This is a genomic window from Bradyrhizobium sp. CCBAU 65884 (assembly GCF_028128835.1).
In the GTDB taxonomy this organism is placed as follows: domain Bacteria; phylum Pseudomonadota; class Alphaproteobacteria; order Rhizobiales; family Xanthobacteraceae; genus Bradyrhizobium; species Bradyrhizobium ottawaense.
This window is the reverse complement of the sequence record NZ_LBJU01000133.1, coordinates 1-25,472: the sequence shown is the minus strand read 5'-3', so window position 1 is coordinate 25,472 and position 25,472 is coordinate 1. Positions and strand designations below refer to the sequence as shown.

Sequence of the window (25,472 nt, the reverse complement as noted above, 5' to 3'; positions counted from 1 at the left end):
GGCTCCTCAAATCGGAAGGACCTGCACGACACTCCCATGACGAGCTGGTCCGGCGCTGTCCTTGCGAGGGCTGTGCCAACCCGGGGCGGCGGGGATAGGCCGCTGAATAGGTTGAATAAATCTGTTTCGACCGGTGTCAGCCGGCGTTGTCCCTGAGGAGCGAAACTGCCGCCCGTCGGCAGATTTTGCCGGGCCGTTTACGCGCCGTTAACCATAAGACGGCGAAGGTGACCGCATCGATCACCCGGATTCCCTCCGATGCGCATCTACGGACCGAACGGCACGACGCTTGGAACGCCGGCCAACCAGGCCAGGCGGACCGGCTCCGGCACCTTCGTGTTGCCTGACACCTCGTCGGCGCAGGAGACCCGGAGCGCTGCCGCACCGAAGGCCGCCACCAACATCGACGGGTTGCTGGCGCTGCAGGGCGTCGAGGAGGACCCGGTCGAGCGCCGCAAGCGCTCGGTCACCCGCGGCAGGACCGCGCTCGACGTGCTCGACGATCTCAAGATGGGGCTCTTGGCCGGCAATCTCGACGCCTCGACCGTGATGCGCCTGCGCGATGCTGCGGCGAACCTGAAATCATCCTCCGGCGACCCCGGTCTCGATGCGGTGCTCTCCGAGATCGAGCTGCGCGTCGAGGTTGAACTCGCCAAGGCCGGACGGGCTTAATCGTCATCCGTCACCCTGAGGTGCGCGCCCTGCAATGCAATTGCAGGGCAAGCCTCGAAGGGCGACGGCCCCGCTGAAGCATCTCGGCCGTGCATCCTTCGAGGCTCCCCATGGGACGCGTTGCGTCCCATGCCTCGCGCCTCAGGATGACGGGACTGCTATTGGATCTTCGCCGCGCCCCTTACGCCGCTTCCTCCTTCTGCTGCGCGTCGTAGCGGCGCTGGGCGGCGAGAACGTCTTTCAGATTCTGCTCGGCCCAATCGCGCAGCGGATCGACTGCGCCGGCGAGCGTCAGCCCGAGCTGCGTGATCGAATACTCCACCGTGACGGGAACGGTCGCGATCGCATGGCGCCTGATCAGGCCGTCACGTTCGAGCGATTTGAGAACCTGGCTCAGCATCTTCTGCGAAATGCCTTCGATCGTGCGGCGCAACTGATTGAAGCGCATCGGCTCCTCCCGCAGCAGCAGCAGGATCAGCACCGCCCATTTGTCGCCGATGCGATCGAGAATCTGGCGGGTGGGGCAGTTCGCTGCATAGACGTCGGGTTTCATCGTCGGTCCTCGGAATCCGTTTTCGTCGCTCGCGGTGCGCGTGGCGGTTACCCTTGCGTAATCAGGTAAGCACAAAGTGCTCTCTTAACACCAGCATTCTTTGCGATATCTAGTCACTGTTAGTTACCACAGAAGCAAAGGAGCCTTCCATGAAAATCGCAGTTGCCGGCGCCTCGGGTCGGGCCGGGTCGGAAATCACCAAGGAACTGTCCCGCCGCGGCCATGCGGTCACGGCCATCGCCCGGAACCCCGAGAAGATCGCGGCCCTGCCCAGCGTCACGCCGACCAAGGGCGACGTGCTCGACCAGGCGGGGCTTGCCAAGCTGTGGACCGGGCATGACGTCGCCGTGAGTTCCGTGCACTTCCTGGCGAGCGATGCGCGCAAGCTGATCGGCGCGGCGAAGGACGCCAAGGTTGGTCGTTACCTCGTCGTCGGCGGCGCCGGCAGCCTCGAAGTCGCGCCGGGCGTGAAACTGGTCACGACTCCCAATTTTCCGGCCCAATACAAGGCGGAAGCGGAAGCGGGCTCGGTCTTCCTCGACCTGCTGCGGCAGGAAAAGGATCTGAACTGGACCTTCATTTCGCCGTCGGCGCTGTTCATCGAAGGGGAGCGCACGGGCAAGTTCCGGCTTGGCACCGATCAGCTTCTCGCAGATGCGAACGGGAAGAGCTGGATCACGTTCGCTGACTACGCCATTGCGCTCGCCGACGAGATCGAACGGCCGGCCCATGTGAGGCAGCGTTTCACGGTCGGCTACTAGGCCTTCGGCCGCCCCCGGGCCCTCCAGGATAAACCTTCCTGTGCAAGGGCTTGGGGGCGCTAACCGGTTGCTCAGGGAAACATTGTCTGTCACAGGTGGCCGCTATATAAGGCCCCGCTCAACGGACTCCGTTCCGTTTGCGAGTCGTTGATTAGACAGATAGGCCGCCCTTGGAAAAGTTGAAAAACTACCGACCGACCGAAAAAGAGCCTTTCATGAACGACCGGCAGAAGGAGTACTTCCGCTTGAAGCTCCTCGCCTGGAAGGATGAGATCCTCAAAGAGTCCAAGCTCACCCTGCAAGCCCTGCAGGAGGAGAACGTCAACCACCCCGATCTCGCCGATCGGGCATCGTCCGAAACCGACCGTGCCATCGAGCTCCGCGCCCGCGACCGCCAGCGCAAGTTGATCGCCAAGATCGACGCCGCGCTCCAGCGTATCGAGGACAACACCTACGGCTATTGCGAGGACACCGGCGAGCCGATCTCGTTGAAGCGGCTCGAGGCCCGGCCCATCGCGACGCTCTCGGTGGAAGCGCAGGAGCGCCACGAGAAGCGCGAGAAGGTCTATCGCGACGAATAGAGCCCGAGCCGCCGCGTGCGGCTCTTTTGTTTTTGGCTCACGGCGTCGCTTGAACGCCGCTGGTCCGGCGCGTAGATTCGCGCCGTCATGATGATTTGCACTCTCAACATCGCATCGGTCTTCTTCCTGGGCTGAGAGCAGCCGCCTCCGTCGCGGAGGCATTGCGTCCCGCAAGTTCGACTTGCGGCCTCCCAACCGATTGAGCCAGCCGGTTCCGCAGCGAGCGGACGATGAGGGCTGGCGAGCCTTCGAGAGATCATCATGACTGCCAATCCGCGCGCGTTCGACGACGCGCAAATAGCTAAATTCATCCGCGACGGCTTTGTCCGGATCGACAATGCTTTCCCCCGTGAGCTCGCCGAGGCGGCCCGCGTCATCATCTGGCGCGATCTGCCATGCAGCGAGCACGACCCCGCGAGCTGGACCCGGCCCGTGGTGCGGCTGCCCTATTATGGCGGCCCGCCGTTCCGGGATGCCATCAACACCGGAGTGCTCCATGCCGCCTTCGACCAGATCGTCGGGCAGGGGCGATGGCGGCCGCGACGCGATATCGGCACCTTTCCGGTGCGGTTTCCGCATCCGGACGATCCGGGCGACGACGGCTGGCATATCGATCTCAGCTTTCCCGGCGAGGCCAGCAACCCGAACGAGACGCAGGATTTCTCGGCCTGGCGCGTCAACATCACCTCGCGGGGGCGAGCGCTGCTGCTGCTGTTCCTGTTCTCCGATGTCGGTGACGACGATGCGCCGACGCGGATCCGGGTCGGCTCGCATCTGCCGATGGCGCGCTACCTGGCGCCAGCCGGCGATGCGGGCCGGGCGCACATGCTGCTGGAGCAGATGGGGGCCGATTGTCCGGTGGCGCTCGCGACCGGTGCGGCCGGCACGGTCTATCTCTATCATCCCTTCCTGGTTCATGCCGCGCAGAAGCATCGGGGAACGCGACCGCGCTTCCTGGCGCAACCACCGCTGCATCTCGCCGAGCCGTACCGGCTGGAGCGGAGCGAGGGCGACTACTCGCCGGTCGAGGTCGCCATTCGCCTCGCGCTTGGACGCATTTGACGGAAGCGTTGTCATTGCACGCAGCGTTGTGGCGGGTTCCTCCGCCACAACGCCGCTGTCGTCCGATGCCAATTGCCGCGATCGCGAAAAGTGAATCGCGATCAATGGGCTAGAGTCGAATCCTGCATGCTCACGTGAGTTCGCATGAGAAAAAGCCTTCACTTCAGGTGCGGGAAGTTTTGCGAGTCGCATCAAGGAGATCGACCGGCATCTTGAGACGACGGCGCAGCGGCTTCACGCATCGCTGCAATCAGGGTCTCGTTCCGCGCGGGCCGGGTGGGCCTGGCGCGTGGCTCCATAAAGACCGGACCAACTCAATATTTCCTTAAGCGGCGGGAGCCCCCCGTATTCGGCCCGGCTGAGCGCCGACCAGCGCTTGTCAGGCGCGGACGGGGATGCTGAACTGAGCGGCAATGTTGCGTAGCGTGGGAGGCGGCGCCGATGGATAAGATTCTCGAAGCCGCAAAGGCGATCGCGCTGGCGCGCCGCAACCATGCGCCGCTCGCGGCGCTGGAACGTCCCCCGATGGATGAGGCCGAGGGCTACCAGGTCCAGCGCGCGCTGCACGATCTGCGGCTGCCGCATCTCGGGCCGCTGGTCGGCTACAAGATCGGCTGCACCAGCCAGGTGATGCAGGACTATATCGGCATCCCGCATCCCTGCGGCGGCGGCGTGTTCCAGAAGGGCGTGCACGACACCGGCGCCAAGCTCGCCGCCTCCAACTATGTCCGGGTCGGGGTCGAATGCGAGATCGCGGTGCGGTTGAAGCGCGACCTTGCCGCCGGCGAGGCGCCGTTCACGGCCGAATGGGTCGGCGAAGCGGTCGAGGCCTATCATCCCGCCATCGAGATCGTCGACGACCGCTACGTGAAGTGGGAGGCGATGGGTGCCCCGACGCTGATCGCCGACGATTTCTTCGCGGCCGGCTGCGTGCTGGCCCCGGCGGTTCCGCGCTCGTCGGTGCCGGACCTGAAGGCGGTCAAGGGCCGCGCCATCCTCAATGGCGAGGAGGTCAGCCACGGCACCGGCGCCGACGTGCTCGGTCATCCCCACAACGCGCTCGCCTGGCTCGCCAACCATCTCGCCGCCGAAGGCAAGGGTCTTCACGCGGGACAGCTCGTGCTCACCGGCAGCCTGGTCAAGACGCTGTGGCTGAAGGCCGGCGACAAGGTGCGGATGGAACTGGACGGGCTGGGGGCGGTAGAGGTGAAGTTTACCTGAGGGTGCGTTGCGATCTCCGTGCCCCGGACGCAGCGCAGCGCAGCCCTGGCGATGCGAAGCATCGTCCAGGGAGCGGTGCGCTGCAGAGCCGGGGCCCATGCAGCAGCGTGTTGCGCGGCTATCTGGGTCCCGGCTCTGCGCCGCATCGCTGACGCGCTGCGTCTTGTCCGGACAGGCGAGGGATGAGTGTCCGGCAACAATCTCGGCTTTTCCATTAAGATCGCAATCGCGGACACGCCTCCGCATCCTCGCGGCATCTTCGGCCCGAGCTTTGCTGTCGGCTTGCCCTCCTGAGGATCAAGAAGGCGCAGGGAAGGCCGGGCGCCGGCTGGCACCCGCAATCCCGTGTGCGAAGGATACGCGCACGGGTGGATCACAGGTGACGCCGGGACATCCCGGCCTTCCCTGCGCGATGGTTTGAACGGTGTCCTTCGTGCTCTCCTCGGGGAGCGATGCACTATTGCCCCCGTCGCCTTGCGGATGATCGATGCGCGCACCGGTTGGCCGCCACATCACCGCAAGGCTTGACGCACAGACCCCGGGCGTCAGGACCACACGACTTCTCCGTCCGCGCACATCCTCGCTGGGTTCTCCACGGCTGGCGTGCGCTCACCGTCGAGACCAAGCGTAAGACGTTGTCAGCGCCGTGTCGTATCGCGCCTGCCGCTGCTCACGGTTTCCCGCCCTGAAGCGAACATCGCGCGCCGACGCCGTCGCGGCCACCGCATTCCATCCCGCGCTTCGTGACGATCGCGATACGCCCTCTTGTGGGATGGAACGAAACGAGAACATAATGAGATGGTCGGAGCGTGTCAACAAGAATTTCTAAAATCCGAAAATTCTGAAATTGAAAATTGGTAACGTGTGTGGTACCAAATGATCAGGATCGAAGAATATATCGTCAACGATCGTAGCCCGTTCCGCGATTGGCTCGAACGACTTGATCCGCAGGCACGTGTGATGATTGCGGTCGCGATCGAGCGGTTGGCCGACGGCAACACATCGAACGTCAAGTCCATTGGGGAGGGGGCCGCCGAGCTGAAGATCAATCGCGGCCCTGGCTATCGGGTGTATTTCGGCTGGAATGGCAATTTGCTGGTCATTCTGTTGGGAGGCGGCACCAAGCAGAGACAGCAAAACGACATCGATGCGGCGCTGCGACGATGGCGGGATTACAAGTCAAGAGCAGGACAGGGGAATAGGTGATGCCATTGACCCGGAGTTTTCGTGACACCGTCCGCGCGATGGCCGAGCGCGATCCCGCCTTTCGCGAGGCGCTGTTCCTGGAGGCGATGCAGGGCCTGTTGCAGGGGGATGTCGACTATGGCCGCACCGCGCTGCGGACCTACATCAATGCCACCATCGGTTTCGAGCGGCTCAGCGAGGTGCTCGACCGTCCGCAAAAGAGCCTGATGCGGATGTTTGGGCCGCGCGGCAATCCTACGGCCGAGAACCTGATGGCGGTGATCCACGCGCTCCAGAAGGAGACCGGTGTGCATCTGGAAATACGCGCCGTCGCCGATGCGGCGTGAGGTGACGCTAGCGTTCACCGCCATTGTTGCGAGCGCAGCGACTTGTCCGCCGAAGCCTGAGCGAAGGCGGAAGCAATCCAGAGTCTTTCCACGGAGGCAGTCTGGATTGCTTCGTCGCGAAGGGCTCCTCGCAATGACGTGGATGGGACATCGCTCTTATGGGACCATCCGACGTGCAGCTGCTTCCATCCCCAAAATACATGCGGCCTCCGGCAGGGGAGCTACCGGAGGCCGCGTAGTACATCGTCGTTCGCGCCTAGGTTCGCGAACACGATGTGGGAGCTCTTGAAGAGGGTTAGAAGGGCAGCAGCACGTCCATCACCTGCTGGCCGTAGCGCGGCTGCTGCACGTCCATGATCTGGCCGCGGCCGCCATAGGCGATGCGGGCCTGCGCGATCTTGGTTGAATCGATGGTGTTGTCGCTCTGGATGTCTTCGGGGCGGACGATGCCCGCGACCACGAGCTCGCGGATCTCGAAGTTGACGCGGATCTCCTGCTTGCCCTCAACCACGAGGTTGCCGTTCGGCAGCACCTGGGTGACGACCGCGGCGACGTTGGTCTGCAAGGCTTCCGTGCGGTTGACCGAGCCCTTGCCGTCGCTGGACGCGGTGGAGTCGGCGGTGAGGATGCGGCCGGGCAGCACCTTCTGGGCCTGCGCGCCGAGCGTCTTCGCGCCGATGAAATCGGTGATGCCTGAGTCTTCCGAATTGGTGCGGCTGCGCTGGGTCTCGTTGGCGATGTTGGCCTTGTCGGTGATGTTGACGGCCACGGTGAGGAGGTCGCCGACCTGGCGGGCGCGCTGGTCCTTGAAGAACGCGCGGCTGCCGTTGCGCCACAGCGAGTTCGGATTGTAGGAGGCGACTTCCGGCTTCGGCATCGGCATCTGCACCGGCTTGTAGCCCGGCTGCGCCGTCGGATTGTCGATCGCGGACAATTTCGGCTGCTCGCCGATCTGCGACAGGCGGTCGATCGAGGAGCAACCGCCCAGCGCGCAAGAGGCCAGCAGGAGGGCAGAGATCGCGATGCGACGAAGGCGGAAAGCCGAACTGAAAGCGGACATGACGAACTCTTACTTGGCTTGAGCTTGCGAGACGCGAGCTTGCGGGATCTGGGCTTGTGCGATCTGGGCCGGCGAGGCGGGGGCCTGCACCAGGTTCCGGAGGAGGGCTGCGGTGTCGACGGGGGCGGGCGCCTCATCACGCTTGAGCGAGGAGGTCTGCTCGACCGCGGGCGCCATCGGTGCGGATTGGCTCGCGCCCTGGATCGTCACCTGGCCGCGGCCGGTGACGACGCCGGTCAGCGTGCGCTTGGATTGCACATTGAGCACGCTGACGGTGTCGCCCTCGGCGCCGCTCTCGATCGCCTTGCCGCGCGAGGTGAGATAGAGGCCGGGCACCTGGTAGATGATGGTGACGTTCTGATCACGCACCACGAAGTCGGGCTTGACGATGTCGGCGGCACGGAGCGCGGTGCCTGCCCGCATCGGCCGGCGCAGCTGCATGCCGATGCTGCGGTCGCGCGAGGCGGGCTCGCCGGTGACCTCGGCCTTCGGCCGGCGTTCCAGCGTGACGTCGGAGGACTTCAAGAGATCGAGACGCTCGATGTCGCGCGTCAGCACGGCCACTTCCACCGTCTCGATCGCGGTCCCGGTGAAGCGCAGCTTGGTCGCGGTCGGATTGCTGTCGTTGGCGATCTCGAAGGCGATGTCGAACCGGCCGCTGCGGGCGTCGTAGCGGGTTGCGACCGGCTGGAGCGCGCCGGAGTTGGAGGCGTCCAGCCGCATCTCGGCGACGCCGCGGTCGAAGGTGACGGTGATGTTGGCGGCGTCCCCGAGGCCGAAGCGGCGCTCGAGCGCCACGGCGACGGCGGTTTCGAGATCCTTGTTCGCGAGCGTGCGGGCGAGGCGGGTGACCTGGACCTCCTTGAGGTCGCCCGTCATCACGCCGATCACCTGTTTTGCGCGCAGCACCGACAGCACCTGCGTGACCGTCAGCGTGCCGGTGGTGCCGAGATCGGGCGAGCGGTAGACGGGGATCAGCGCGGCCGATCCGGCATTGTCGATGAGATCGCCGATCCGCACCACGTCCGAGGTCACGGTGACGCTCGCGCGCAGCGTCGGCGAGGCGATGAAGTCGTCCGCGGCCGCTGCCGGCAGGGCCAGCGCGAGCAGGGCGGAGATGGTGGCGAGGGTGGTGCGGATCATCGTCATTGCCTCAGCGGAACAGCGCCGTGGTCGATTGCATCATCTGGTCGGCGGCGCTGATCACCTTGGCGTTCATCTCATAGGCGCGCTGGGCGGCGATCAGGTCGCTCATCTCCGAGACGACGTCGACATTGGCCTGCTCGAGGCTGCCCTGGGTGATCTTGCCGTAGCCCTCGGAGTTCGCGGTGCCGTCCTGCGGCGGGCCGGACGACGGGGTTTCGGTGAACTGGTTGCTGCCGACCGGCTGCAGGCCCGCCTTGTTGATGAAGCGGGTCACGCCGATCTGGCCGACGATCGAAGAGGTCGACGAGCCCGGCAGCGTCACCGAGACCTGGCCCTGTTCGCTCACGCTGATGCCGGACGCGTTTTGCGGGATCGTGATGCTCGGCTGCACCGGGTTGCCCTGGGCGGTGACGACGCGGCCCTGATTGTCCATCTGGAAGGTGCCGTCGCGGGTGTACTGGTAGGTGCCGTCGGGCATCAGGATCTTGAAGAAGCCTTCGCCGGACATCGCGAGGTCGAGATCGTTGCCGGTCTGCGACAGCGTGCCCTGCGTCATGCTGCGCGGCGTGCCGACGGTCTTGACGCCGCCGCCGATGTCGACGCCGACGGGCAGGATGGTGCCCTGGTCCGAGGCCTGCGCGCCGACGCGGCGGACGTGCTCGTAGATCAGGTCCTGGAACGCCGCGGTCTGCTTCTTGAAGCCGGTGGTGCGCAGGTTGGCGATGTTGTTGGAGATCACCTGAACGTTGAGTTCCTGTGCCGCCATTCCGGTCGCTGCGGTGTGAAGCGCCTGCATGTCAGTTCTCCCTCAATCAGGCCGGAACGTCGGCGAGCTTCTCGATCGCCGATTTGTGGAGGTCGCTCTGCTGCTGGAGCAGATTGGCGATGGCGGTGTAGCTGCGCATGACTTCGACCATGCGGGTCATCTCGCCGACCGAATTCACGTTCGACTTCTCGACATAGCCCTGGCGCACGCTGCTGGATTTGGCATCGGGCTGCGGGGTGGCGGAGCCGGCGGCATAGAGATTGGCGCCGAGCTTGGTCAGCTTGGTCGGATCGTCGAACGAGGCCATGCGGATCTTGCCGCGGATCGAGTCGGTCTTGGCGGTGCCCTCGAGCACCGTGATGGTGCCGTCGGGCGCGACGTTGATGTCGTGATCGGTCGGCTGGAAGGTGATCGGGCCGCCGGTGCCGAGCACCAGATTGCCGTCGGGGGTGACGAGCTGGCCGGTGGCGTTGAGCGAGAACTTGCCGTCGCGGGTGAACAACTCGCCGCCATTGGCCTGCACCGCGAAATAGGCGTTGCCGTCGATCGCCATGTCGAGCGGGTTGTTGGTCGGCTCCATCGGGCCCTGGCCGATGTCGCGGTAGGTGCCGCGGTCCTGCACATAGGAGACCCGGCGGTCCGCGCCGATGAAATTGTCCTCACGCGCGTTCGAGTTGAGGTACTCCTCGAACAGCGAATGGTCGGCCTTGAAGCCGTTGGTGTTGGCATTGGCGACGTTGTTGGCGATGACATCCATCTGCCGTTCCAACGTCATCTGCCGTGACAAGCCGATCAGAAGCGCGTTCTGCATCGGAAATCTCCCCTGAGCGGATCTGCCATTTCGCTCTCCCAAGCGCCTTGGCGGACCCCGTGAACGAGACCGTCGGGTTCTCCCAAACCGTCGGGTCTCGGTCCTTTCTCAGCGAAAGCCGTGCCAACCTGGAAAACTTCGTAATTTCAGTGGTTTGCTGATTTTGAAGGGGCGCTGGAGGGCGGCAGAAAGGTTCTGTTAGCCATGTCTGCCCGGCAGATTTTTCCTAGTGGAGGCCCAATCGAAAGATTCCGTTAACCATTATTACCGTAGCGTTTGCCATGAAGAGGAGCGCATTGCGCCGGGGCATTTGTATCGCGTCCTTGTCTTAAGGCTTCGCTCTTTCGACCCCTTTGAGAGATCCGGGCGCGGCGACCATGGCAGAGAATGAAGCGGAAGGCGGCGCAGCCACTGAGGGCGCGGAAGCCGCTCCGCCGAAGAACAAGCTGAAGCTCATCATCATGGCCGTCGGCCTGCTCGCCGTTCTCGGCGGCGGTGCTGCGACCTGGTTCTTCTTCTTCCGGCACGGCGACGACGAGCATCATGCCGAGGCCGCGCCTCCGCCGAAGCCGCCGTCCTTCGTCGACGTTCCCGACATCATGGTCAACCTCGCCGGTGCGCCTGGCGAGCGCGTGCAATATCTGCGGCTGAAGATCGTGCTGGAGCTGAAGGAAGAGAAGCAGATCGAGGCGATCAAGCCGACGATGCCGCGGGTCACCGACATCTTCCAGACCTATGTGCGCGAGCTGCGCCCCTCCGACCTCAACGGTTCCGCCGGCATCTTCCGCCTCAAGGAGGAGCTGACCAAGCGCGTCAACGCGGCGGTCGCTCCGGTCCAGGTCAGCGCGGTGCTGTTCAAGGAAGTCGTGATCCAGTGAGGACGCTGCGGAAGGTGATGGGCTAGCGTCATGGCCGGCAACGAGCAAATGGACCAGGATGCGATTGCCGCCCAATGGGAGGCATCGCTCGATTCCGAGGATCCCGCCGAGGCCGCGAAGGCTGCGGCCGAGAACGAGCTGTCGGAGACCATGGCCCTGCAATGGGCCGCCATGGTCGAGGACGGCAGCCGCGATCTCGGCAGCGGTAAGAATTCCGGCGAGCGGGTGCTGTCGCAGGAGGAGATCGACAATCTCCTCGGCTTCACCGTCGGCGACGTCACCCTCGACGACCATTCCGGCATCCGCGCGATCATCGATTCGGCGATGGTCTCCTACGAGCGTCTGCCGATGCTCGAAATCGTCTTCGACCGCCTGGTGCGGCTGATGACGACGTCCCTGCGCAATTTCACCTCCGACAACGTCGAAGTCTCGCTCGACCGCATCACCTCGGTGCGTTTCGGCGACTACATGAACTCGATCCCGCTGCCAGCCGTCCTCACCGTCTTCAAGGCCGAGGAATGGGAAAACTTCGGCATGGCGACGGTCGATTCCAACCTGATCTATTCGATGATCGACGTGCTGCTCGGTGGCCGCCGCGGCACCAGCCAGCTCCGCATCGAGGGCCGGCCCTACACCACGATCGAGACCGAGCTGGTCAAGCGGCTGGTCGAGGTGGTGCTCGCCGACGCCGAGCAGGCATTCCGGCCGCTGTCGCCGGTGACCTTCACGATCGACCGGCTCGAGACCAACCCGCGTTTCGCCGCGATCAGCCGTCCCGCCAATGCCGCGATCCTGGTGCGCCTGCGCATCGACATGGAAGACCGCGGCGGCAACATCGAGCTGCTGCTGCCTTATGCGACCATCGAGCCGATCCGGGGCGTCCTGCTCCAGATGTTCATGGGCGAAAAGTTCGGCCGCGACCCGGTCTGGGAAGGCCATTTCGCCACCGAGATCGTGCAGGCCGAGATCGCCGTCGATGCCGTGCTCTACGAGGCCGACATCCCGCTCAAGCAGCTGATGCGGCTCAAGGTCGGCGACACCCTGCCGCTGGACATGCGCGCCGACGCCAACGTCACCGTGCGCTGCGGCGACGTCACGCTGACCGAGGGGCGGATGGGCCGGGTCGGCGACCGCGTCGCGATTCGCGTGACGAAACCCTTGCGCAAGCCAAGTACGACACTTGCGATGTTCGAGAAGGTGGACGAGCAGAACAAGATGATGGAGGCCCCATGAACCACTCCCTGGGAATGGCGATCGAGACGCTGGTGGCTATCCTGCTGATGCTGACGATCGTTTATTGCGTCATGCTCAACAAGCGGCTGACGCGGCTGAAGGCGGACGAGCATTCGCTGAAGGCGGTGATCGGCGAGCTGATCACCGCGACCGAGATCGCCGAGCGCGCGATCGGCGGGCTGAAGCTGGCGGTGCGCGACGTCAACGAGAATCTCGGCAGCCAGCTCGCCGCGGCGACGCAGATGTCGGACCAGCTCTACAAGCAGCTCGGCGAGGCCGACAACGTGGTGCGCCGGCTGTCCAAGATCGCGATCGCCGCGCGCCCCATGACCGGTCCGGAAACGGTCGTCGCGCCCGCAGCCAAGCCATCGACGGCGAAGGCGGTGGCGGCTGCGGCCGAAGCCTTCTCCGAGCGCCGACGATCCAACGGCCTTGCCGCATGAAGTCAGGGGTATGAAGTCCTTTCGTAACATCCGTGTCATCCCGGTCGTCCTGGTTGCCGTCGCAGGCCTCGCCACGCTGAAGGTGGCGGGTCTCGTGATCAATGGCGGCTATGTGTTCGACTACAAGCCGAACCAGACCAGGAAATCCTGGGCGCAGGAGAATCTGAACTTCCCGACCGGCCGCGAGGAGCCGGAGATCATCACCGGCTCGACCCATGGCGCGCCGAAGGAGGCGCCCAAGCCGGCCGCGCCGGAGACCAAGCCGGAAGGCACCGTGGTCAAGGTCGACGAAGCCCAGCCGCAGGTCTCGGCCTCCGAGCGCGCGATCCTCGAGCGGTTGCAGGCGCGCCGCCAGGAGATCGAGGCCCGCCAGCGCGAGATCGACATCCGCGAGAGCCTGCTCAAGTCGGCCGAGAAGCGCATCGAAGGCAAGGTCGAGGAGATGAAGGCGGTGGAAACCCGCATCTCCGCGACGCAGGCCGAGCAGAAGGCCGCCGAAGCCCAGCGCATGAAGGGCCTCGTGACCATGTACGAGGGCATGAAGCCCAAGGACGCCGCACGGGTGTTCGACCGGCTGGAGATGGGCGTGCTGATCGAGATCGCCTCGGCGATCGCGCCGCGGAAGATGTCGGACATCATGGGACTGATGTCGCCGGAGGCCGCCGAGAAGCTGACGGTCGAGATGGCCCGCCGTGCCAATGGCGGCGGCGATCAGTCGGCCTCGGCCGGCGAGCTGCCCAAGATCGACGGCAAGCCGACGCAAAAGCCGAATTGAGGGCGCGAGGCGAAGAGGGTTATCGCGACCTGGCGCGTTGTCGCGTGGCCAGTTCGACCGGCGCCCAGCGAGAGGCCTTGCGGGTCTAGTTCGCGAAGACCTGTTGCACCCTGCGAACAGGCGCCTGCTTCTCCACCCGAGCAAGAGTATCGACCTGCTGCTTGATCAGCGCTGCCTTCGTGACGCGAGTCACGAGCTGCAGGGTGCTATGGCAACAGGAGCACTCATATATTTTCAGGGCATATCCTCTGGCGATCGGAACGATCGCTACGACCGCTCTTGCCCTGCTACACACAATGCAACCGGCTTCTCCGCTCATTGATTACCCCCAAAGCTAACCAATGCGATTCGCATCGCCGAGGTCACATCTGATTCAGAGTCGCGCGCGAACCGCAACGCTCCGAAGGTTGTGAGTGCGCGCGCTCAGCAACTCCTCAAGGCGGCAGATCAAGCTCCCGTGGCGGATGCAGTCGAAGCTGGCGGCATCTTCTGAGACTGCGATGAGTTGACGCGCGCAGGTGTGAAGTGGCGTACAGTGGCGCCCAAGGCCCGGTCCTACGCTTTGGCCAGTCGCAATCGGCAGCGCAGGAGGAGGCCATGAACTACTCGTCCGCAGCAGAACGCGTCATCGAGGCCCTCAACCGGCTGCTCATAGCGGCGATGACATCGGCGTGGACATCCGCCCTCAGCCATCAGCATGCAGCGCCGCCAGAAGACGACGACGGCAACGATGATGAATCTTCTCTCGACGAAGACAGCTCCTCGGCACCGGAAGGTGCCGGCAAGCAACATTGAAGCCGCAATCGGCTTAACGCCGTCACACGATCAGATCGTGCGACACATGGCCGTGAACGGTACCTGCCGAGAAAGGTGGATCGACATCGGACGGCGATGTTTCAGGCATGAATGCCGGCTCGGATCCATGCAATTCCCCAGCGTGCTCGTGACGACCGACGAAGTCCGAGAGATGATCCAGCATCGCGCTATGCAGCGAGCCCTGCGACGCCTGATCCCGGAACTGGAACGAGTCGCCGAGCTGCTGCGGATCGGCAGGCTTTGATCCAGACGCTCCCCCGGACGGGTTGTGCTGGTCCGCCCCGCTTGAGAGCGAATGGTTGGCACCGCCGGTCGATGACTTCAGAAGGCTTGGGTTGAGCGAAGTGTCTGCCGCTTCATCGCTGGTATGACCGTGGGAATGAGCCGCCTGGGCGGCGCCTCTTGGTGACGAGACGCCGTCATTCCCAGCGTCGCTTCCGAGCGCAAGCCCGCTACCGGCGTGCTGTCCGGCAGCGCCGTGGACAAAATTCAGCATGGCGATGTCGGGCACCTGGCCGCTTGCGGCAATCGCGCCATTCTTGCCAGCCAATGAGGCTGCGTCGAGCCCGGCCGGGTTGGTGAAGACAAAGCTGGCCTCGGTGAGTGGGATCACGTGCTGCACGATCAAAGACAATCCGCCGGCTGAGGGAGCTGCCGCGTCGCCGCGGGGCGTTTCGATCGCGAGCGTTTGCACTTCGTCTGAACTGGACAAGCTGGAATATCCGGTCTGTCCGATCTGGTCCCAGTTCGAATCGAGGCTGGTGGCCGCCTCGGTCGATTGGATGGTCGAACTTCCTGCAGCGAGAAGCGAGCCGTCGCCGCTGCCGGAATCGGACGAGACTTCGGAAGTGGTCGTCATCACGGCGGTCGCGTCACCCTGCGAGGTTGCGATGGGGTCGAGCAGTTCGCCGGCAGCCGCCATCACAGGTGCCGCTGCCGGCGCCGTGATGAAGTCCGACGCGTCGATGGTTGCGATGCCCTGCAAATGGATTTCGAGCAGACTGGAATCGCCGACGTGCAGGGTCTGGTCCGTTGAATTGACGTACACGATCGTTTCATTCGCCGCACTGTCATAGAGCCAGGCGATCGTATGTGCCGGCACGGCCGTGCTGGTTGAGCTCAATGCCAATATGGCGAACCCAAGCGCGCCCATGGCGGTCAAGTCGATCTTGTCCGCTCCCGATGCAAAGTCGGTGATGGTGTCGAACTGGCTTGCGTTGGAGTCGGCTACGAACAAGTAAGCGAAACGGTCGTTCCCATTGCTGCCGGTGAGCTGGTCCGCACCAAATCCGCCCGTTATGGTGTCGGCGCCGTTGTTGCCGTTGATGGTATCGCTGCCCGAGCCGCCGTAGATGGTGTCATCCCCATCATTGCCTTTGATCGTGTCATTGCCCGAGCCGCCATAGAGAACGTCGGCCTTTCCGGTCCCGTTGACCGTGTCGCTGCTGGCCCCCGCATAGATGATCTGACCTGTGTTGCCGCCACCGGCAATGGTTTCGCTCCCCGGCGTTCCATACACGTTGGGGGGATCGGAGATCACGGCAGATCCGGTGGCCAGGTTATCAAAATCGTTCGGGTCTGCGTCGCTGGCACCATGAATGGCGACGGTCACCGTCTGCGTCGTACCGTCGATGGCAGTTATCGAGAAGGTGTCCGTCAGGGTTTCGCCGGCCTCGAGCGCCTGAACCACGGTGTTGTTGTTATCGAGGGTGTAAGTCCATACGCCGGCTGCGGTCATCGTGAAAGTGCCGTATCCGCCGTCGCTCGCAGCCGGCGAAGAGACTGCGGTGAACGTGTTCGGAGCGTTGTCGACGTCCGTATCGGTGAGCGTGCCGGTCGTGACGGGAATGCCGGGCGAGAAAGTTCCTGCCTCTGTCACTGAGCCGGTCGTGGTGCCGGAAATGAGGGCGGCGTCGTTGCTGCCCTGAATGGTGATCGTCACCACCTGCGGCGTACCGTCGAGGGTCGTGACAGTAAAACTGTCGGTGAGCGTGCCGCCGACATTGAGCGCCTGCACCGCGCCGCTGGCGTTGTCGAGCGTGTAGGTCCACACGCCGGCGGCGGTTATCGTAAAGGTGCCATAGCCATTCGTGCTTGCCTTGGGCGAACTCACCGCGGTGAAGGTATTGGACGGATTGTCGACGTCGGCGGCAAAGAGCGTGCCCGTTGTGCTCGGGCTGCCGGGTGTCGCGTTGGCAACGCCTCCGGCCTCGGTCACCGAGGCGGTCGTGGTGCCGGAAACGATGGCCGCATCGTTGGCGCCATGGATGGTGATCGTTACCACTTGGGCAGTTCCGTCCAGAGTGGTCAGTGTGAACGTGTCGGTCAGTGTCTCGCCGGTATTGAGCCCCTGCACCGCGCCGTTGGCATTGTCGAGCGTGTAGGTCCACACGCCCGCTGCCGTCATGGTGAAGGTGCCATAGCCGGCGGCGCTCACCGTCGGCGATCCGACGGCCGTGAAAGCATTGGCGGTCGTGTCGACGTCGGTGTCGTTGAGGGTGCCGGTCGCGGTGGGTGTGCCGGGGTTTGCATTGGCGACGTCGCCGGCCTCGATCACCTCGCCGGTCGTCGCGCCGGAAATGATCGCAGCGTCACGGGTCCCGTGGATGGTGATCGTCACCACCTGTGGGGTGCCTCCGATCGAGGTCACCGTAAAGCTGTCGGTCAGCGTCTCGCCGGCATTGAGTGCCTGCACTGCGAGGTTGGCATTGTCCAAGGTGTAGGTCCACACGCCGGCCGCCGTCATCGTGAAGGTGCCATAGCCACCGGCGCTCGCGGTTGGCGAACTCACGGCGGTGAACGTATTGGGCGGATCGTCGACATCGATGTCGGTGAGGGTGCCGGTCGCAAGCGGCGTGCCGGGCGTTCCGTTGGCGATGCCGCCAGCCTCGATGATCGAACCGGTCGTGGTGCCGGAGATGATTGCAGCGTCATTGACACCGTTGATGGTGATCGTGAAGGTCTGGGTGACGGAGGTGAGTCCGTCGGAGACGGTGATAACGAAACCGTCGGTCGTAGGCGCCTTCAGCGCGTTGATTGCGGCATTGTCGGGCACGAACGTATAAGCGCCGCTCGTGCTGTTGACGTAGAGAATCCCGTAGGAACTTGTCTTCGACAGATCGTACGTCACTCCATCCAGAACCGTACTGCCGGCGCTGGCCCCGATGATGCCGAAGGTCAGATTGCCGCCGCCGCTGGTGCTACTGGCACTGAAGGTTCCCGTCGTCGCCGTGAATGTGTCAAACACGACCGTATCGAGCTCGATTGGCCCAGCCCCGGTGCTGAGGGTCGGCGGTACAGGGTCCACCAGCGCGAAAGTGATGAGTGGTAACGTCGTCGGCAAGATCTGCAGCGTGGGCGCATCCGGCTGAATGAAATTGATCGGCTGCAGTGGCTGGGGTTTGACGAAGAAAGGCGTGCTCGAGCCACGGGGCCCTTGTTCTCCTAGATTGGCGAGCACATCCTGTTGGGCGGCGCGCAACTCCTCCATGCGAGCCGCCGTGTTCGCGACGTGATTGACGCTGATGGTGGATCCCACCTTCTTGATGACGATCGTCTCGCCGGGATCTTCGACGATGATGCGTCGCGGGACCCGCTCCTTGGTCACGAGCTCAAATGCGCCGTGCGCAAGGTCCTTGTAGGTAATGGAGTCGTCATCCAGGAATGTGACATCCGGGTCCGCGGCCTCGGCATGCTGCGCGGCCGAGAAGGTCAATGCTGCAAGTGTCAGCATCCCGAAACCGCCCGCGTGGCCCCGGGCGCGAATGCCTGCAAGGGGCGTATTCAGCTGGAGCGCCCCGGTTTCCGCCAGCCGGCCCGGTACGAAACTGAAGCTCCCTCGGGTCACGTCGAACAAGGCTGCAGGTGGCATGCCTTCGACGTCGAAGACAAACTCGCTCAGCACGACGTGAGTGCTGCAGGCGATGTTGAAGAAAGTACCGTCGATGAAGCAGATTGTGATCTGCCCGTCGGCGTCGGTCTCCAGCACGTCGCCCCGGTAGATGGGCGCACCAGCTACGGCCTGTGTGGCGACGCCGCTCGCTCGCGTAAGCACACAGCAACCGATCACTCTATGAATATGGCCGATGAGTTCGACAGGCAGGGCCATGGTGGCCCCGCTATCAACCTGGATGCCGGATGCAACTAACATGGCTAGACCTCGCCCGGGTGATCGATTCAGGCTCGGCGTGCTGCCAAAACCTTGCTGGGGCCCTCGCCAAGGGACAAAATTTCCTGGGCGCTGGCAGCCCCGAAGGCTTGCCCGCCGAAAAAATCAAGTCGATCGAGAGAGATGCATTGCGCGGGAGAGAGCGACGCCTACCGCCATTCCCGCCGTGCCCCCTCCCGCCAATGTGATTAAATTGACAAACGAGACGTATTTAATTTGTGGCGCTCGTGTAGCGCTGGAGATAAATTAGGCTAGTTAATAAAATTAAACAACAATTATAGTTATTCTGGCAGCGCTGCGCGGTTCAAGAATGGGCCGCCGATAGCGACGAGATCTTCTCAGAAAGGGGGGATCATGTGCAGACCTGCGATAGCCGCTTTGACGACCGGCCTGGTTTTGGCCCTTGCCAATTTCTTGCCGAGTGAGGCTCGAGCGCAAATCGATTCCGCCAAGCCCGCCGTCGCTGCCTCGTCATCGAAACCGATTGGGAAGGTGGTGGTGGCCACAGGCTCGGTCACGATCGAACATGCGGGCGCCGTGGTCGTTCAGGCGAATGTCTCGAGTGACCCTGGCCGGGCCAACACGGGTGATCCCGTATATCTTGGTGACGTGGTGCAGACGGGGGCCGACGGCCGCGTCGGCATCAATTTTACCGACGGCAGCTCGTTCAATTTATCGAGCAACGCCCGCATGGTGTTGGATCACTATGTGTATGAGCCGGCCGGCAAGTCCAATGCGACCCTATTCAATCTCGCCAGGGGAACGTTCACTTTTGTTGCGGGCGGTGTCGCGAAGACCGGCGACATGAAGGTCGATACTCCCGTCGCCACGCTGGGGATCCGAGGCACGACGCCGCATGTCGAGATTTCGGACGATGGGTCGGTCAAAATTTCGACCCTTATCGAAGAGGGCAAGAGTAAGCTCTTGAAGAAAACGCCGACATCGGCGGCGCCGGAGCCCGATCGAACCAGCAATCGGAGGCTCAACATCTGCCGGGGATGCTGAGAAACTTGCTAGGCCCGAAGCCGCCGTGATGCCGCAGTGCCGGCCGGGCAGGGAGACCAGGATTGGCGCTTCGTTCGCTGTCGGAGCCGGACACTTGGTGTGGAAATGATTGCAAGAGCCAGTTTCATCAAGGCCGTGATGCTCATTCTTGTCCTTGTGCTGTCCAGTTCGTCGGGCTGGGCGCAGAAGAAGGGCAGCTCCCTCAAGAATGTTGAACTGTGTAACGGCTCAGACCGCGTGTCACCCGAAGCTCGGATCGATGGCTGCACGGCGTTTATCGATGCGGGCGAGGGAGCGGTGAACGGCTTCGTTGTCGCCTACAACAACAGGGGGAATGCCTATAGCGCCAAAGCCGACTACGAACGCGCGATCAAGGATTTCGTTGAAGCGACCAGGCTTGACCCGAATTATGCGAAAGCGTTCAACAACCTCGGCGTGGCCTATCTGAGAACGGGGGCGCGCGATCTGGCGATCGGCGCCTTTGACGAGGCGCTTAGGCTCAACCCGAACTACGGCTCCGCTTTTGCCAACCGTGCGGCGGCCCACCTGCAAGGGAACGCGTACGACCGCGCAGCGCGGGACTATGACGAGGCAATTCGCCTTGATCCGAAGCTGGAGGCGGTGCGGAGCGGACGCTGTTGGACCCGAGCCGTCCTTGGCGCTTTGCAGGCTGCGCTGGAAGACTGCGATATTGCGCTTCGATCGGGAGCAAACAACGCGGCAACATACGATTCGCGCGCTCTCATAAATCTGAAAATGGGGCAATTCTCCGCGGCGATGCATGACTACAACTCAGCGCTGCGGTTCGCGCCCAAGCTTGCGAGCGCGCTCTACGGCCGAGGGATTGCCAAATTCAAGCTCGGCGACACAGATGGTAGCCATAGCGATATCTCGGCGGCCAGAAAAAACGACGCTGGAATCGACCAAGCCTTTGACCGCTATGGGGTGCCCGTGAAGGGACTGGTCAACCGCGACGGCACCGTTTTGCAGGTGTTAACGAGGCCTTAACCATCGGCGTCTCAAATTCAGACGCGGCGGATCCGCCCACGCTCGATGCGGCACGGCGTGCTGCCTCCAAAGCAAATCAAGATATAGCATTAACAAGTCCTTAATTGGCGAGACCTACAGTCGACGGCATGGGCCGGCCTTAATGCCGGCATGGACCGCCGAACCGGAAGAAATGCCGCCAATGGCGCGAAAGGCTGCCGCTGGATTTGTGACGCGAGCCCGCGCCTTGGCGTCGGGGCTGTTGCGTCATGTCCGAACAGCGGGCGTGCTGGCGGCCTGCCTGCTGACCGGTCTCGGTGCGCCTGCCCGGGCGGCCGATCCGATCAGGGGCGAGGCGAGCTTTTCGGCCGGTGGCGGCTTTGCCCGTCTCGTCATCAAGCTCGGCGAGGACGTTTCCTCCGAGGTGACGACCGCAGGCTCCATCCTCATCATCCGGTTCGACCGGGCGGTCGACGTTCCCGTCGACCGCGTTCCCGAAGGCGCGCCCGATTACGTCAACTCCGCGCGCCGCGATCCTGACGGCGGTGCCATCCGCCTGTCGCTGGCGCGGCGCGTCACCGTCAACACCATGAATGCCGGCGAGCGCACTTTCGTCGACCTGTTGCCGGAGGGCTGGAAGGGACCGCCGCCGAGCCTGCCGATGGACGTGGTCAAGGAGCTCGCCGAGCGCGCCCGCGTGGCCGAGCGCGCGTTGCGCGCGCAGCGCGCCGCGGCGGAGACCAAGAAGCGTCCGCAGATCCGCGTGCGGGCCTCGGTGCAGCCGACCTTCGTGCGCTTCGTGTTCGAGATGCCCGACGGCGTCGGCGTCTCCTCCGTGCTCAACGAGCAGAAGCTCACGCTCGCTTTCAACGCCAACCTCAACTTCGATCTGGCGGACGCGGTCGTCGCGGCGCCGCCGAACGTCGCCTCGATCAAGCAGAAGGCCGACATCGATCAGACCAATGTCGAGATCGCGCTGATCGGCGATTCCGACGTGCATTCGTTCCGCGACGAGAAGAACTACGTCGTCGACGTCTCTTTTCAGCCCGACAAGGGCAAGACTGCCGCGACGCCCGAGGCGGCGATCGCGCAGATGAAGCCTGTCGGTCACGCACCGGCCCCCGACAAGCCCGCGGCCGAGAAGCCGAAGGACGCCCATCGCGAGATCGCGCCGCCGACCTCCGAGACGATCGCGCGCGAAGCCAAGATCGAGGTCAAGCCCGAGGTGAAGCCCGAAGCGCCCGCCGCGATGCCGCCCGCTGAAGCGCCGAAACCGGCGCCGGCCGCCGCGACCGAGGCTGTGCACGCCCCGGAAGCGCCCAAGGAAACTGCCAAGGAAACTGCCAAGGAAACTGCCAAGGAAACTGCCAAGGAAACTGCGAAGCCCGCGCCGCCGGTTTCCGAAGCGGCGGCCACGCCTGCCAAGCCGGCGCCTGCCGAAGCGCCCAAAGAGGCCGTGAAGGAAGCCGCCAAGGCTGCGCCCGTTGAGGCGCCGGCCGCGCCGCAGCCCACGATCGCCAGCGTCGATGCGCGCCGCGACAGCGACGGCCTGCGCGTGACGTTCCCAATTCAGGTCGCAACACCGGCGGCCGCGTTCCGCCGCGGCGACACGGTGTGGCTGGTGTTCGATACGCCGAAGCCGATCGACGTCGAGGCGATCCGCGCCAGGGGCGGGGCGATGATCGGCGAGGTCGGCCGCATCCCGCTCGACAAGGGGCAGGCGGTGCGCATCCGTCTCACCCGCCCGCTGGTCTACTCGCTGGCGAGCGAGGAGGTCGGCAAGGAGACCAACTGGCTGCTGACGCTCGCCGACAAGATCCAGTCGACGCCGCTGCCGCTGATGATGTCGCGCAACATCACCGACCCCGCGCTCGCCAACATCGCCATCCCCTTCGCCAATCCCGGCCTGCTGCACAAGCTCACCGACCCCGATGCCGGCGACGCGCTCTATGTCGTCACCGCGCAGCGGCCGGTGCGCGGCTTCATCAAGCGGCAGGATCTCGTCGATCTCTCGCTGCTGGAATCCGCGCACGGCATCGCGATCCGGCCGAACTCCGACGAGGTCGGCGTCGAGGTCGGTGCCGACAAGGTGATCCTCGGCAAGAGGGGCGGACTGACGCTGTCGCCGGTCGACATCTCGGCCGAGCGCGCGCCGACCGCGGTGCGCCCGATCTTCAGCCCCGAAGGCTGGCGCAAGGGCCAGTCGGACAACTTCATGGCGCGCCAGGCCGAGCTGATGACGGCGATCTCGGCCGTTGAACCGGCGCTGCGTTCCCTGCCGCGGCTCGATCTCGCGCAGTTCTACATGTCGCGCGCGATGTATCACGAGGCCAAGGCCGTGACCGAGCTGATGCTGAGCGATCCGCTCAACAAGGAGGAGAGCGGTGCGCTGATCATGCATGCGATCGCCAGCATCCTGATCGGCCGGCCGGCGCAGGGCCTGAAGGACCTCGCCAATCCCGTGATCGGGAACAGCCACGATTCCCAGCTCTGGAAGGCGCTCGCCTATGCTCGCCAGGGCAAATGGGCTGACGCGCGCGAAAAATTCAAGAACGTCGAATTCGCCATCGCCTCGCTGCCGCTCGACATCCAGCGCATCGTGACGATGGACGCGATGCGCGCCTCACTCGAGGTGAAGGACTACGCCGGCGCCTCCAAGCGCCGCAGCGAGCTCGAGGTGGTCGGCGTCTCGCCCGAGGCCGCGCCCGGCTTCGCCGTGCTGCGCGGCCGGCTCGCCGAGGCGCTCGGCCACGACAAGGACGCGCTCGACGACTACAGGTTCGCGGCCGCCTCGGCCGATCGGCCGGCTGCGGCCGAGGCCAAGCAGCTCGAGGTCGCGCTGCGGCAGAAGCGCGACGAGATCAGCAAGGAAGACGCGCTGCGCGAGCTCGAGACGCTGTCCATGACCTGGCGCGGCGACGCGATCGAGGTCAAGACGCTGCAGATGCTGTCGCAGATGTTTGCCGAGAACGGGCGCTACCGCGATGCGCTCACCGCGGCGCGCACCGCGACCAGGCTGCAGCCGAACGCCGAAGCCTCGCGCCAGGCGCAGGATCTCGCCTCGGACCTGTTCACCAAGATCTTCCTGGGACCGAAGGGCGACGAGCTGCCGCCGGTCGAGGCGCTCGGGATGTTCTACGAATTCCGCGAGCTGACGCCGATCGGCCGGCGCGGCGACGAGTTGATCCGCCGTCTCGCCGACCGTCTCGCCTCGATCGACCTGCTCGACCAGGCCGCCGAGCTGCTGCAATACCAGGTCGATCACCGCCTCGAAGGCGCCGCGCGCGCCCAGGTCGCCGCGCGCCTGTCCATGATCTATCTCGCCAACCGCAAGCCCGACATGGCGATCACCGCGCTGCGCGCGAGCCGCATCAGCGACCTCTCCGGCGAGCTCAGGCAGCAGCGCCTGCTGCTGGAGGCGCGCGCGCAGAGCGACGTCGGCCGTCACGATCTCGCGCTCGACATCGTCTCCAACGTCTCCGGGCGCGAGGTGCTGCGCCTGCGTTCCGACATCTTCTGGGCGGCACGGCGCTGGCGCGAGTCCGCCGAGCAGATCGAGCTCTATTACGGCGAGCGCTTCCGCGACTTCAAGCCGCTCAACGCGGTGGAGAAGAGCGACATCATCCGCGCCGCCGTCGGCTATGCGCTCGCCGACGACTCGATCGGCCTGTCGCGCTTCCGCGAGAAATACGCGCCGCTGATGAGCGAAAGCGCCGACCGTCTCGCCTTCGACATCGCCAGCAAGCCGGCCGCGGCCTCCAGTGCCGAATTCGCCGAGATCGCCAAGCTGGCTGCCAGCGTCGACACGCTCGACGGCTTCCTGCGCGAGATGAAGCAGCGCTTCCCCGACGCCACCGCCCGCGCCCCTGGCTCACCGCAGGCCAAGGAACAAGTCGACCACACCGGCTCGCTGCCGACGATCCCCGTCGTGCGTCAGATCAAGATGACGCGGTAGGAAGGCTGCCGCGCCAAGCGCGGCCCGCGACGGCTCCACGTTCTCGTCGATGACGAGAGGGAGCGGAGGCGGTCGCTGAGGGCGGAGGGGGCGCATCGCCCGATGCCTGCCTCACCCTCCGTAACTCTGCACCAGGCTCCCCGCCACCAGCGACCAGCCGTCGACCAGCACGAAGAAGATCAGCTTGAACGGCAGCGAGATCGTTGCCGGGGGCAGCATCATCATGCCCATCGACATCAGCACCGAGGCAACGACGAGGTCGATGATCAGGAAGGGCAGGAACAGCAGGAAGCCGATCTCGAAGGCGCGCTTCAGCTCGGAGATCATGAAGGCGGGGACGAGGATGCGCAGTGCGAGGTCGTCGGGGGTGGCCGGCGGCGCCTCGCCCGAGAGATCCAGGAACAGCTTGAGGTCCTTCTCGCGCACGTTCTTCTGCATGAAGCCGCGCAAGGGAACGGAGGCGCGCTGCAGCGCGTCCTCGACGCCGATCTGGTTGGCGACCAGCGGGCGGATGCCGTCGTCGTAGGATTTTTGCAGGACCGGCCCCATCACGAAGAAGGTGAGGAACATCGCCAGCGCGATGATCACCGAGTTCGGCGGCGCGGTCGCCGTGCCCAACGCGGTGCGCAGCAGCGACAGCACCACCACGATGCGCGTGAACGACGTCATCATGATCAGGATCGACGGCGCGATCGACAGCACGGTGAGCAGCGCGATCAGCTGGATCGCGCGCTCGGTGACGCCGCCGCCGCCAGCGCCGCCGCCGAGATTGATGCTGATGTCCTGCGCATGCGCCGGCATCGCTGCCGATGCCGCGCCGATCAGGACAGAAAGGAAAACAACTCTACGCGGGAGGGACGGCAGCCTCACGAAGACGGCTTCGGACGGCCGAGCAGAGAGGCCATCTCGTCTTCGAGATTCTCAAAGCTGGTCTTTTCCGCGGCAGGCTTTGCGGGCGGGGCCGGTGGTGCCGGCGGCTCGCTGCGGGCGGCGCGGGGTGGCGGCGGCGCAGGCGGTTCGGGCGCAACCGGAGGCGCGACCGTCTCG

The 25,472-nt window shown here is 64.5% G+C and carries 22 protein-coding genes and 1 pseudogene; 15 read left to right on the top strand and 8 right to left on the bottom strand.

From position 1 onward, the window contains the following. The first annotated feature begins 258 nt into the window (after positions 1 to 258). Complete coding sequence (locus XI03_RS36590) at positions 259 to 672, top strand: flagellar assembly protein FliX (protein ID WP_018321841.1); 414 nt, start codon at positions 259 to 261, stop codon at positions 670 to 672. 181 nt (positions 673 to 853) lie between these two features. On the opposite strand, the gene XI03_RS36585 is transcribed toward XI03_RS36590, so the two are convergent. Next, positions 854 to 1,225 (bottom strand): winged helix-turn-helix transcriptional regulator, encoded by a 372-nt coding sequence (locus XI03_RS36585; protein ID WP_028142748.1) that lies wholly within the window; start codon positions 1,223 to 1,225, stop codon positions 854 to 856. Between the two features lie 149 nt (positions 1,226 to 1,374). On the opposite strand from XI03_RS36585, the gene XI03_RS36580 reads away from it, so the two are divergent. The 6 genes from XI03_RS36580 to XI03_RS36555 all read left to right on the top strand — a co-directional run bounded on the left by XI03_RS36580 (position 1,375) and on the right by XI03_RS36555 (position 6,382). Beyond that, positions 1,375 to 1,986, top strand: coding sequence for an NAD(P)-dependent oxidoreductase (locus tag XI03_RS36580; protein WP_271594839.1), 612 nt, complete (start codon positions 1,375 to 1,377; stop codon positions 1,984 to 1,986). Positions 1,987 to 2,201: 215 nt separating this feature from the next. Then, positions 2,202 to 2,567: an RNA polymerase-binding protein DksA gene (gene dksA / locus XI03_RS36575; protein ID WP_008554760.1), complete on the top strand. Its 366-nt coding sequence runs from the start codon at positions 2,202 to 2,204 to the stop codon at positions 2,565 to 2,567. Positions 2,568 to 2,828: 261 nt separating this feature from the next. Further along, positions 2,829 to 3,629, top strand: a complete 801-nt coding sequence (locus tag XI03_RS36570; RefSeq protein WP_271594838.1) for a phytanoyl-CoA dioxygenase family protein — start codon at positions 2,829 to 2,831, stop codon at positions 3,627 to 3,629. A 441-nt stretch (positions 3,630 to 4,070) separates the two neighbouring features. Further along, on the top strand, positions 4,071 to 4,850 hold the full coding sequence (locus tag XI03_RS36565) for a 2-keto-4-pentenoate hydratase (protein WP_271594837.1): 780 nt from the start codon (positions 4,071 to 4,073) through the stop codon (positions 4,848 to 4,850). An 876-nt stretch (positions 4,851 to 5,726) separates the two neighbouring features. Continuing rightward, positions 5,727 to 6,056: a type II toxin-antitoxin system RelE/ParE family toxin gene (locus XI03_RS36560; protein ID WP_038971602.1), complete on the top strand. Its 330-nt coding sequence runs from the start codon at positions 5,727 to 5,729 to the stop codon at positions 6,054 to 6,056. Beyond that, the gene (locus tag XI03_RS36555) at positions 6,056 to 6,382 is read left to right on the top strand and encodes a helix-turn-helix domain-containing transcriptional regulator (RefSeq protein WP_038971603.1); all 327 of its coding nucleotides are present in this window, start codon (positions 6,056 to 6,058) and stop codon (positions 6,380 to 6,382) included. The genes XI03_RS36560 and XI03_RS36555 overlap by 1 nt, the downstream gene beginning before the upstream one ends. A gap of 295 nt (positions 6,383 to 6,677) precedes the next feature. Here XI03_RS36555 and flgH read toward each other — a convergent pair whose 3' ends face one another. From flgH to flgF, 4 genes are read right to left on the bottom strand one after another with little or no spacing between them, the layout of a single operon-like run. Further along, a complete protein-coding gene (gene flgH, locus XI03_RS36550) occupies positions 6,678 to 7,442 on the bottom strand; it encodes a flagellar basal body L-ring protein FlgH (RefSeq protein ID WP_028142754.1) in 765 nt (254 codons plus the stop codon). A gap of 9 nt (positions 7,443 to 7,451) precedes the next feature. After that, a complete protein-coding gene (gene flgA / locus XI03_RS36545; protein ID WP_271594836.1) occupies positions 7,452 to 8,585 on the bottom strand; it encodes a flagellar basal body P-ring formation chaperone FlgA in 1,134 nt (377 codons plus the stop codon). A gap of 10 nt (positions 8,586 to 8,595) precedes the next feature. After that, positions 8,596 to 9,384, bottom strand: coding sequence for a flagellar basal-body rod protein FlgG (gene flgG, locus XI03_RS36540; protein ID WP_028142756.1), 789 nt, complete (start codon positions 9,382 to 9,384; stop codon positions 8,596 to 8,598). Positions 9,385 to 9,400: 16 nt separating this feature from the next. Next, positions 9,401 to 10,165 (bottom strand): flagellar basal-body rod protein FlgF, encoded by a 765-nt coding sequence (gene flgF / locus XI03_RS36535; RefSeq protein ID WP_271594835.1) that lies wholly within the window; start codon positions 10,163 to 10,165, stop codon positions 9,401 to 9,403. A gap of 377 nt (positions 10,166 to 10,542) precedes the next feature. Here flgF and fliL point away from each other — a divergent pair, with 377 nt between their 5' ends. The 5 genes from fliL to XI03_RS36510 all read left to right on the top strand — a co-directional run bounded on the left by fliL (position 10,543) and on the right by XI03_RS36510 (position 14,289). Then, positions 10,543 to 11,043, top strand: coding sequence for a flagellar basal body-associated protein FliL (gene fliL, locus XI03_RS36530; protein WP_028142758.1), 501 nt, complete (start codon positions 10,543 to 10,545; stop codon positions 11,041 to 11,043). Between the two features lie 30 nt (positions 11,044 to 11,073). After that, complete coding sequence (gene fliM / locus XI03_RS36525; RefSeq protein ID WP_018321852.1) at positions 11,074 to 12,276, top strand: flagellar motor switch protein FliM; 1,203 nt, start codon at positions 11,074 to 11,076, stop codon at positions 12,274 to 12,276. Further along, on the top strand, positions 12,273 to 12,719 hold the full coding sequence (locus tag XI03_RS36520; protein WP_028142759.1) for a DUF6468 domain-containing protein: 447 nt from the start codon (positions 12,273 to 12,275) through the stop codon (positions 12,717 to 12,719). Before fliM ends, XI03_RS36520 begins: the two co-directional genes overlap by 4 nt. Positions 12,720 to 12,729: 10 nt before the next feature. Further along, positions 12,730 to 13,494, top strand: a complete 765-nt coding sequence (locus tag XI03_RS36515) for a MotE family protein (RefSeq protein WP_028142760.1) — start codon at positions 12,730 to 12,732, stop codon at positions 13,492 to 13,494. Between the two features lie 597 nt (positions 13,495 to 14,091). Further along, the gene (locus XI03_RS36510) at positions 14,092 to 14,289 is read left to right on the top strand and encodes a hypothetical protein (protein WP_109866598.1); all 198 of its coding nucleotides are present in this window, start codon (positions 14,092 to 14,094) and stop codon (positions 14,287 to 14,289) included. A gap of 22 nt (positions 14,290 to 14,311) precedes the next feature. On the opposite strand, the gene XI03_RS36505 is transcribed toward XI03_RS36510, so the two are convergent. Next, positions 14,312 to 18,460, bottom strand: a complete 4,149-nt coding sequence (locus XI03_RS36505) for a VCBS domain-containing protein (RefSeq protein ID WP_271594834.1) — start codon at positions 18,458 to 18,460, stop codon at positions 14,312 to 14,314. A 396-nt stretch (positions 18,461 to 18,856) separates the two neighbouring features. On the opposite strand from XI03_RS36505, the gene XI03_RS36500 reads away from it, so the two are divergent. The 3 genes from XI03_RS36500 (at position 18,857) to XI03_RS36490 (ending at position 24,425) form a co-directional block, all read left to right on the top strand. Then, positions 18,857 to 19,483 (top strand): FecR family protein, encoded by a 627-nt coding sequence (locus XI03_RS36500; protein ID WP_333936805.1) that lies wholly within the window; start codon positions 18,857 to 18,859, stop codon positions 19,481 to 19,483. Between the two features lie 105 nt (positions 19,484 to 19,588). Beyond that, on the top strand, positions 19,589 to 20,491 hold the full coding sequence (locus tag XI03_RS36495; protein WP_271594992.1) for a tetratricopeptide repeat protein: 903 nt from the start codon (positions 19,589 to 19,591) through the stop codon (positions 20,489 to 20,491). Positions 20,492 to 20,672: 181 nt separating this feature from the next. Continuing rightward, positions 20,673 to 24,425, top strand: coding sequence for a tetratricopeptide repeat protein (locus tag XI03_RS36490; protein ID WP_271594832.1), 3,753 nt, complete (start codon positions 20,673 to 20,675; stop codon positions 24,423 to 24,425). 111 nt (positions 24,426 to 24,536) lie between these two features. On the opposite strand, the gene fliP is transcribed toward XI03_RS36490, so the two are convergent. Both fliP and XI03_RS36480 read right to left on the bottom strand, forming a co-directional pair. Next, complete coding sequence (fliP, locus tag XI03_RS36485; protein ID WP_028142765.1) at positions 24,537 to 25,295, bottom strand: flagellar type III secretion system pore protein FliP; 759 nt, start codon at positions 25,293 to 25,295, stop codon at positions 24,537 to 24,539. After that, a pseudogene (locus tag XI03_RS36480) lies at positions 25,292 to 25,472 on the bottom strand (flagellar biosynthetic protein FliO); the annotation flags it as partial. The pseudogene XI03_RS36480 and the gene fliP, both read right to left, overlap by 4 nt.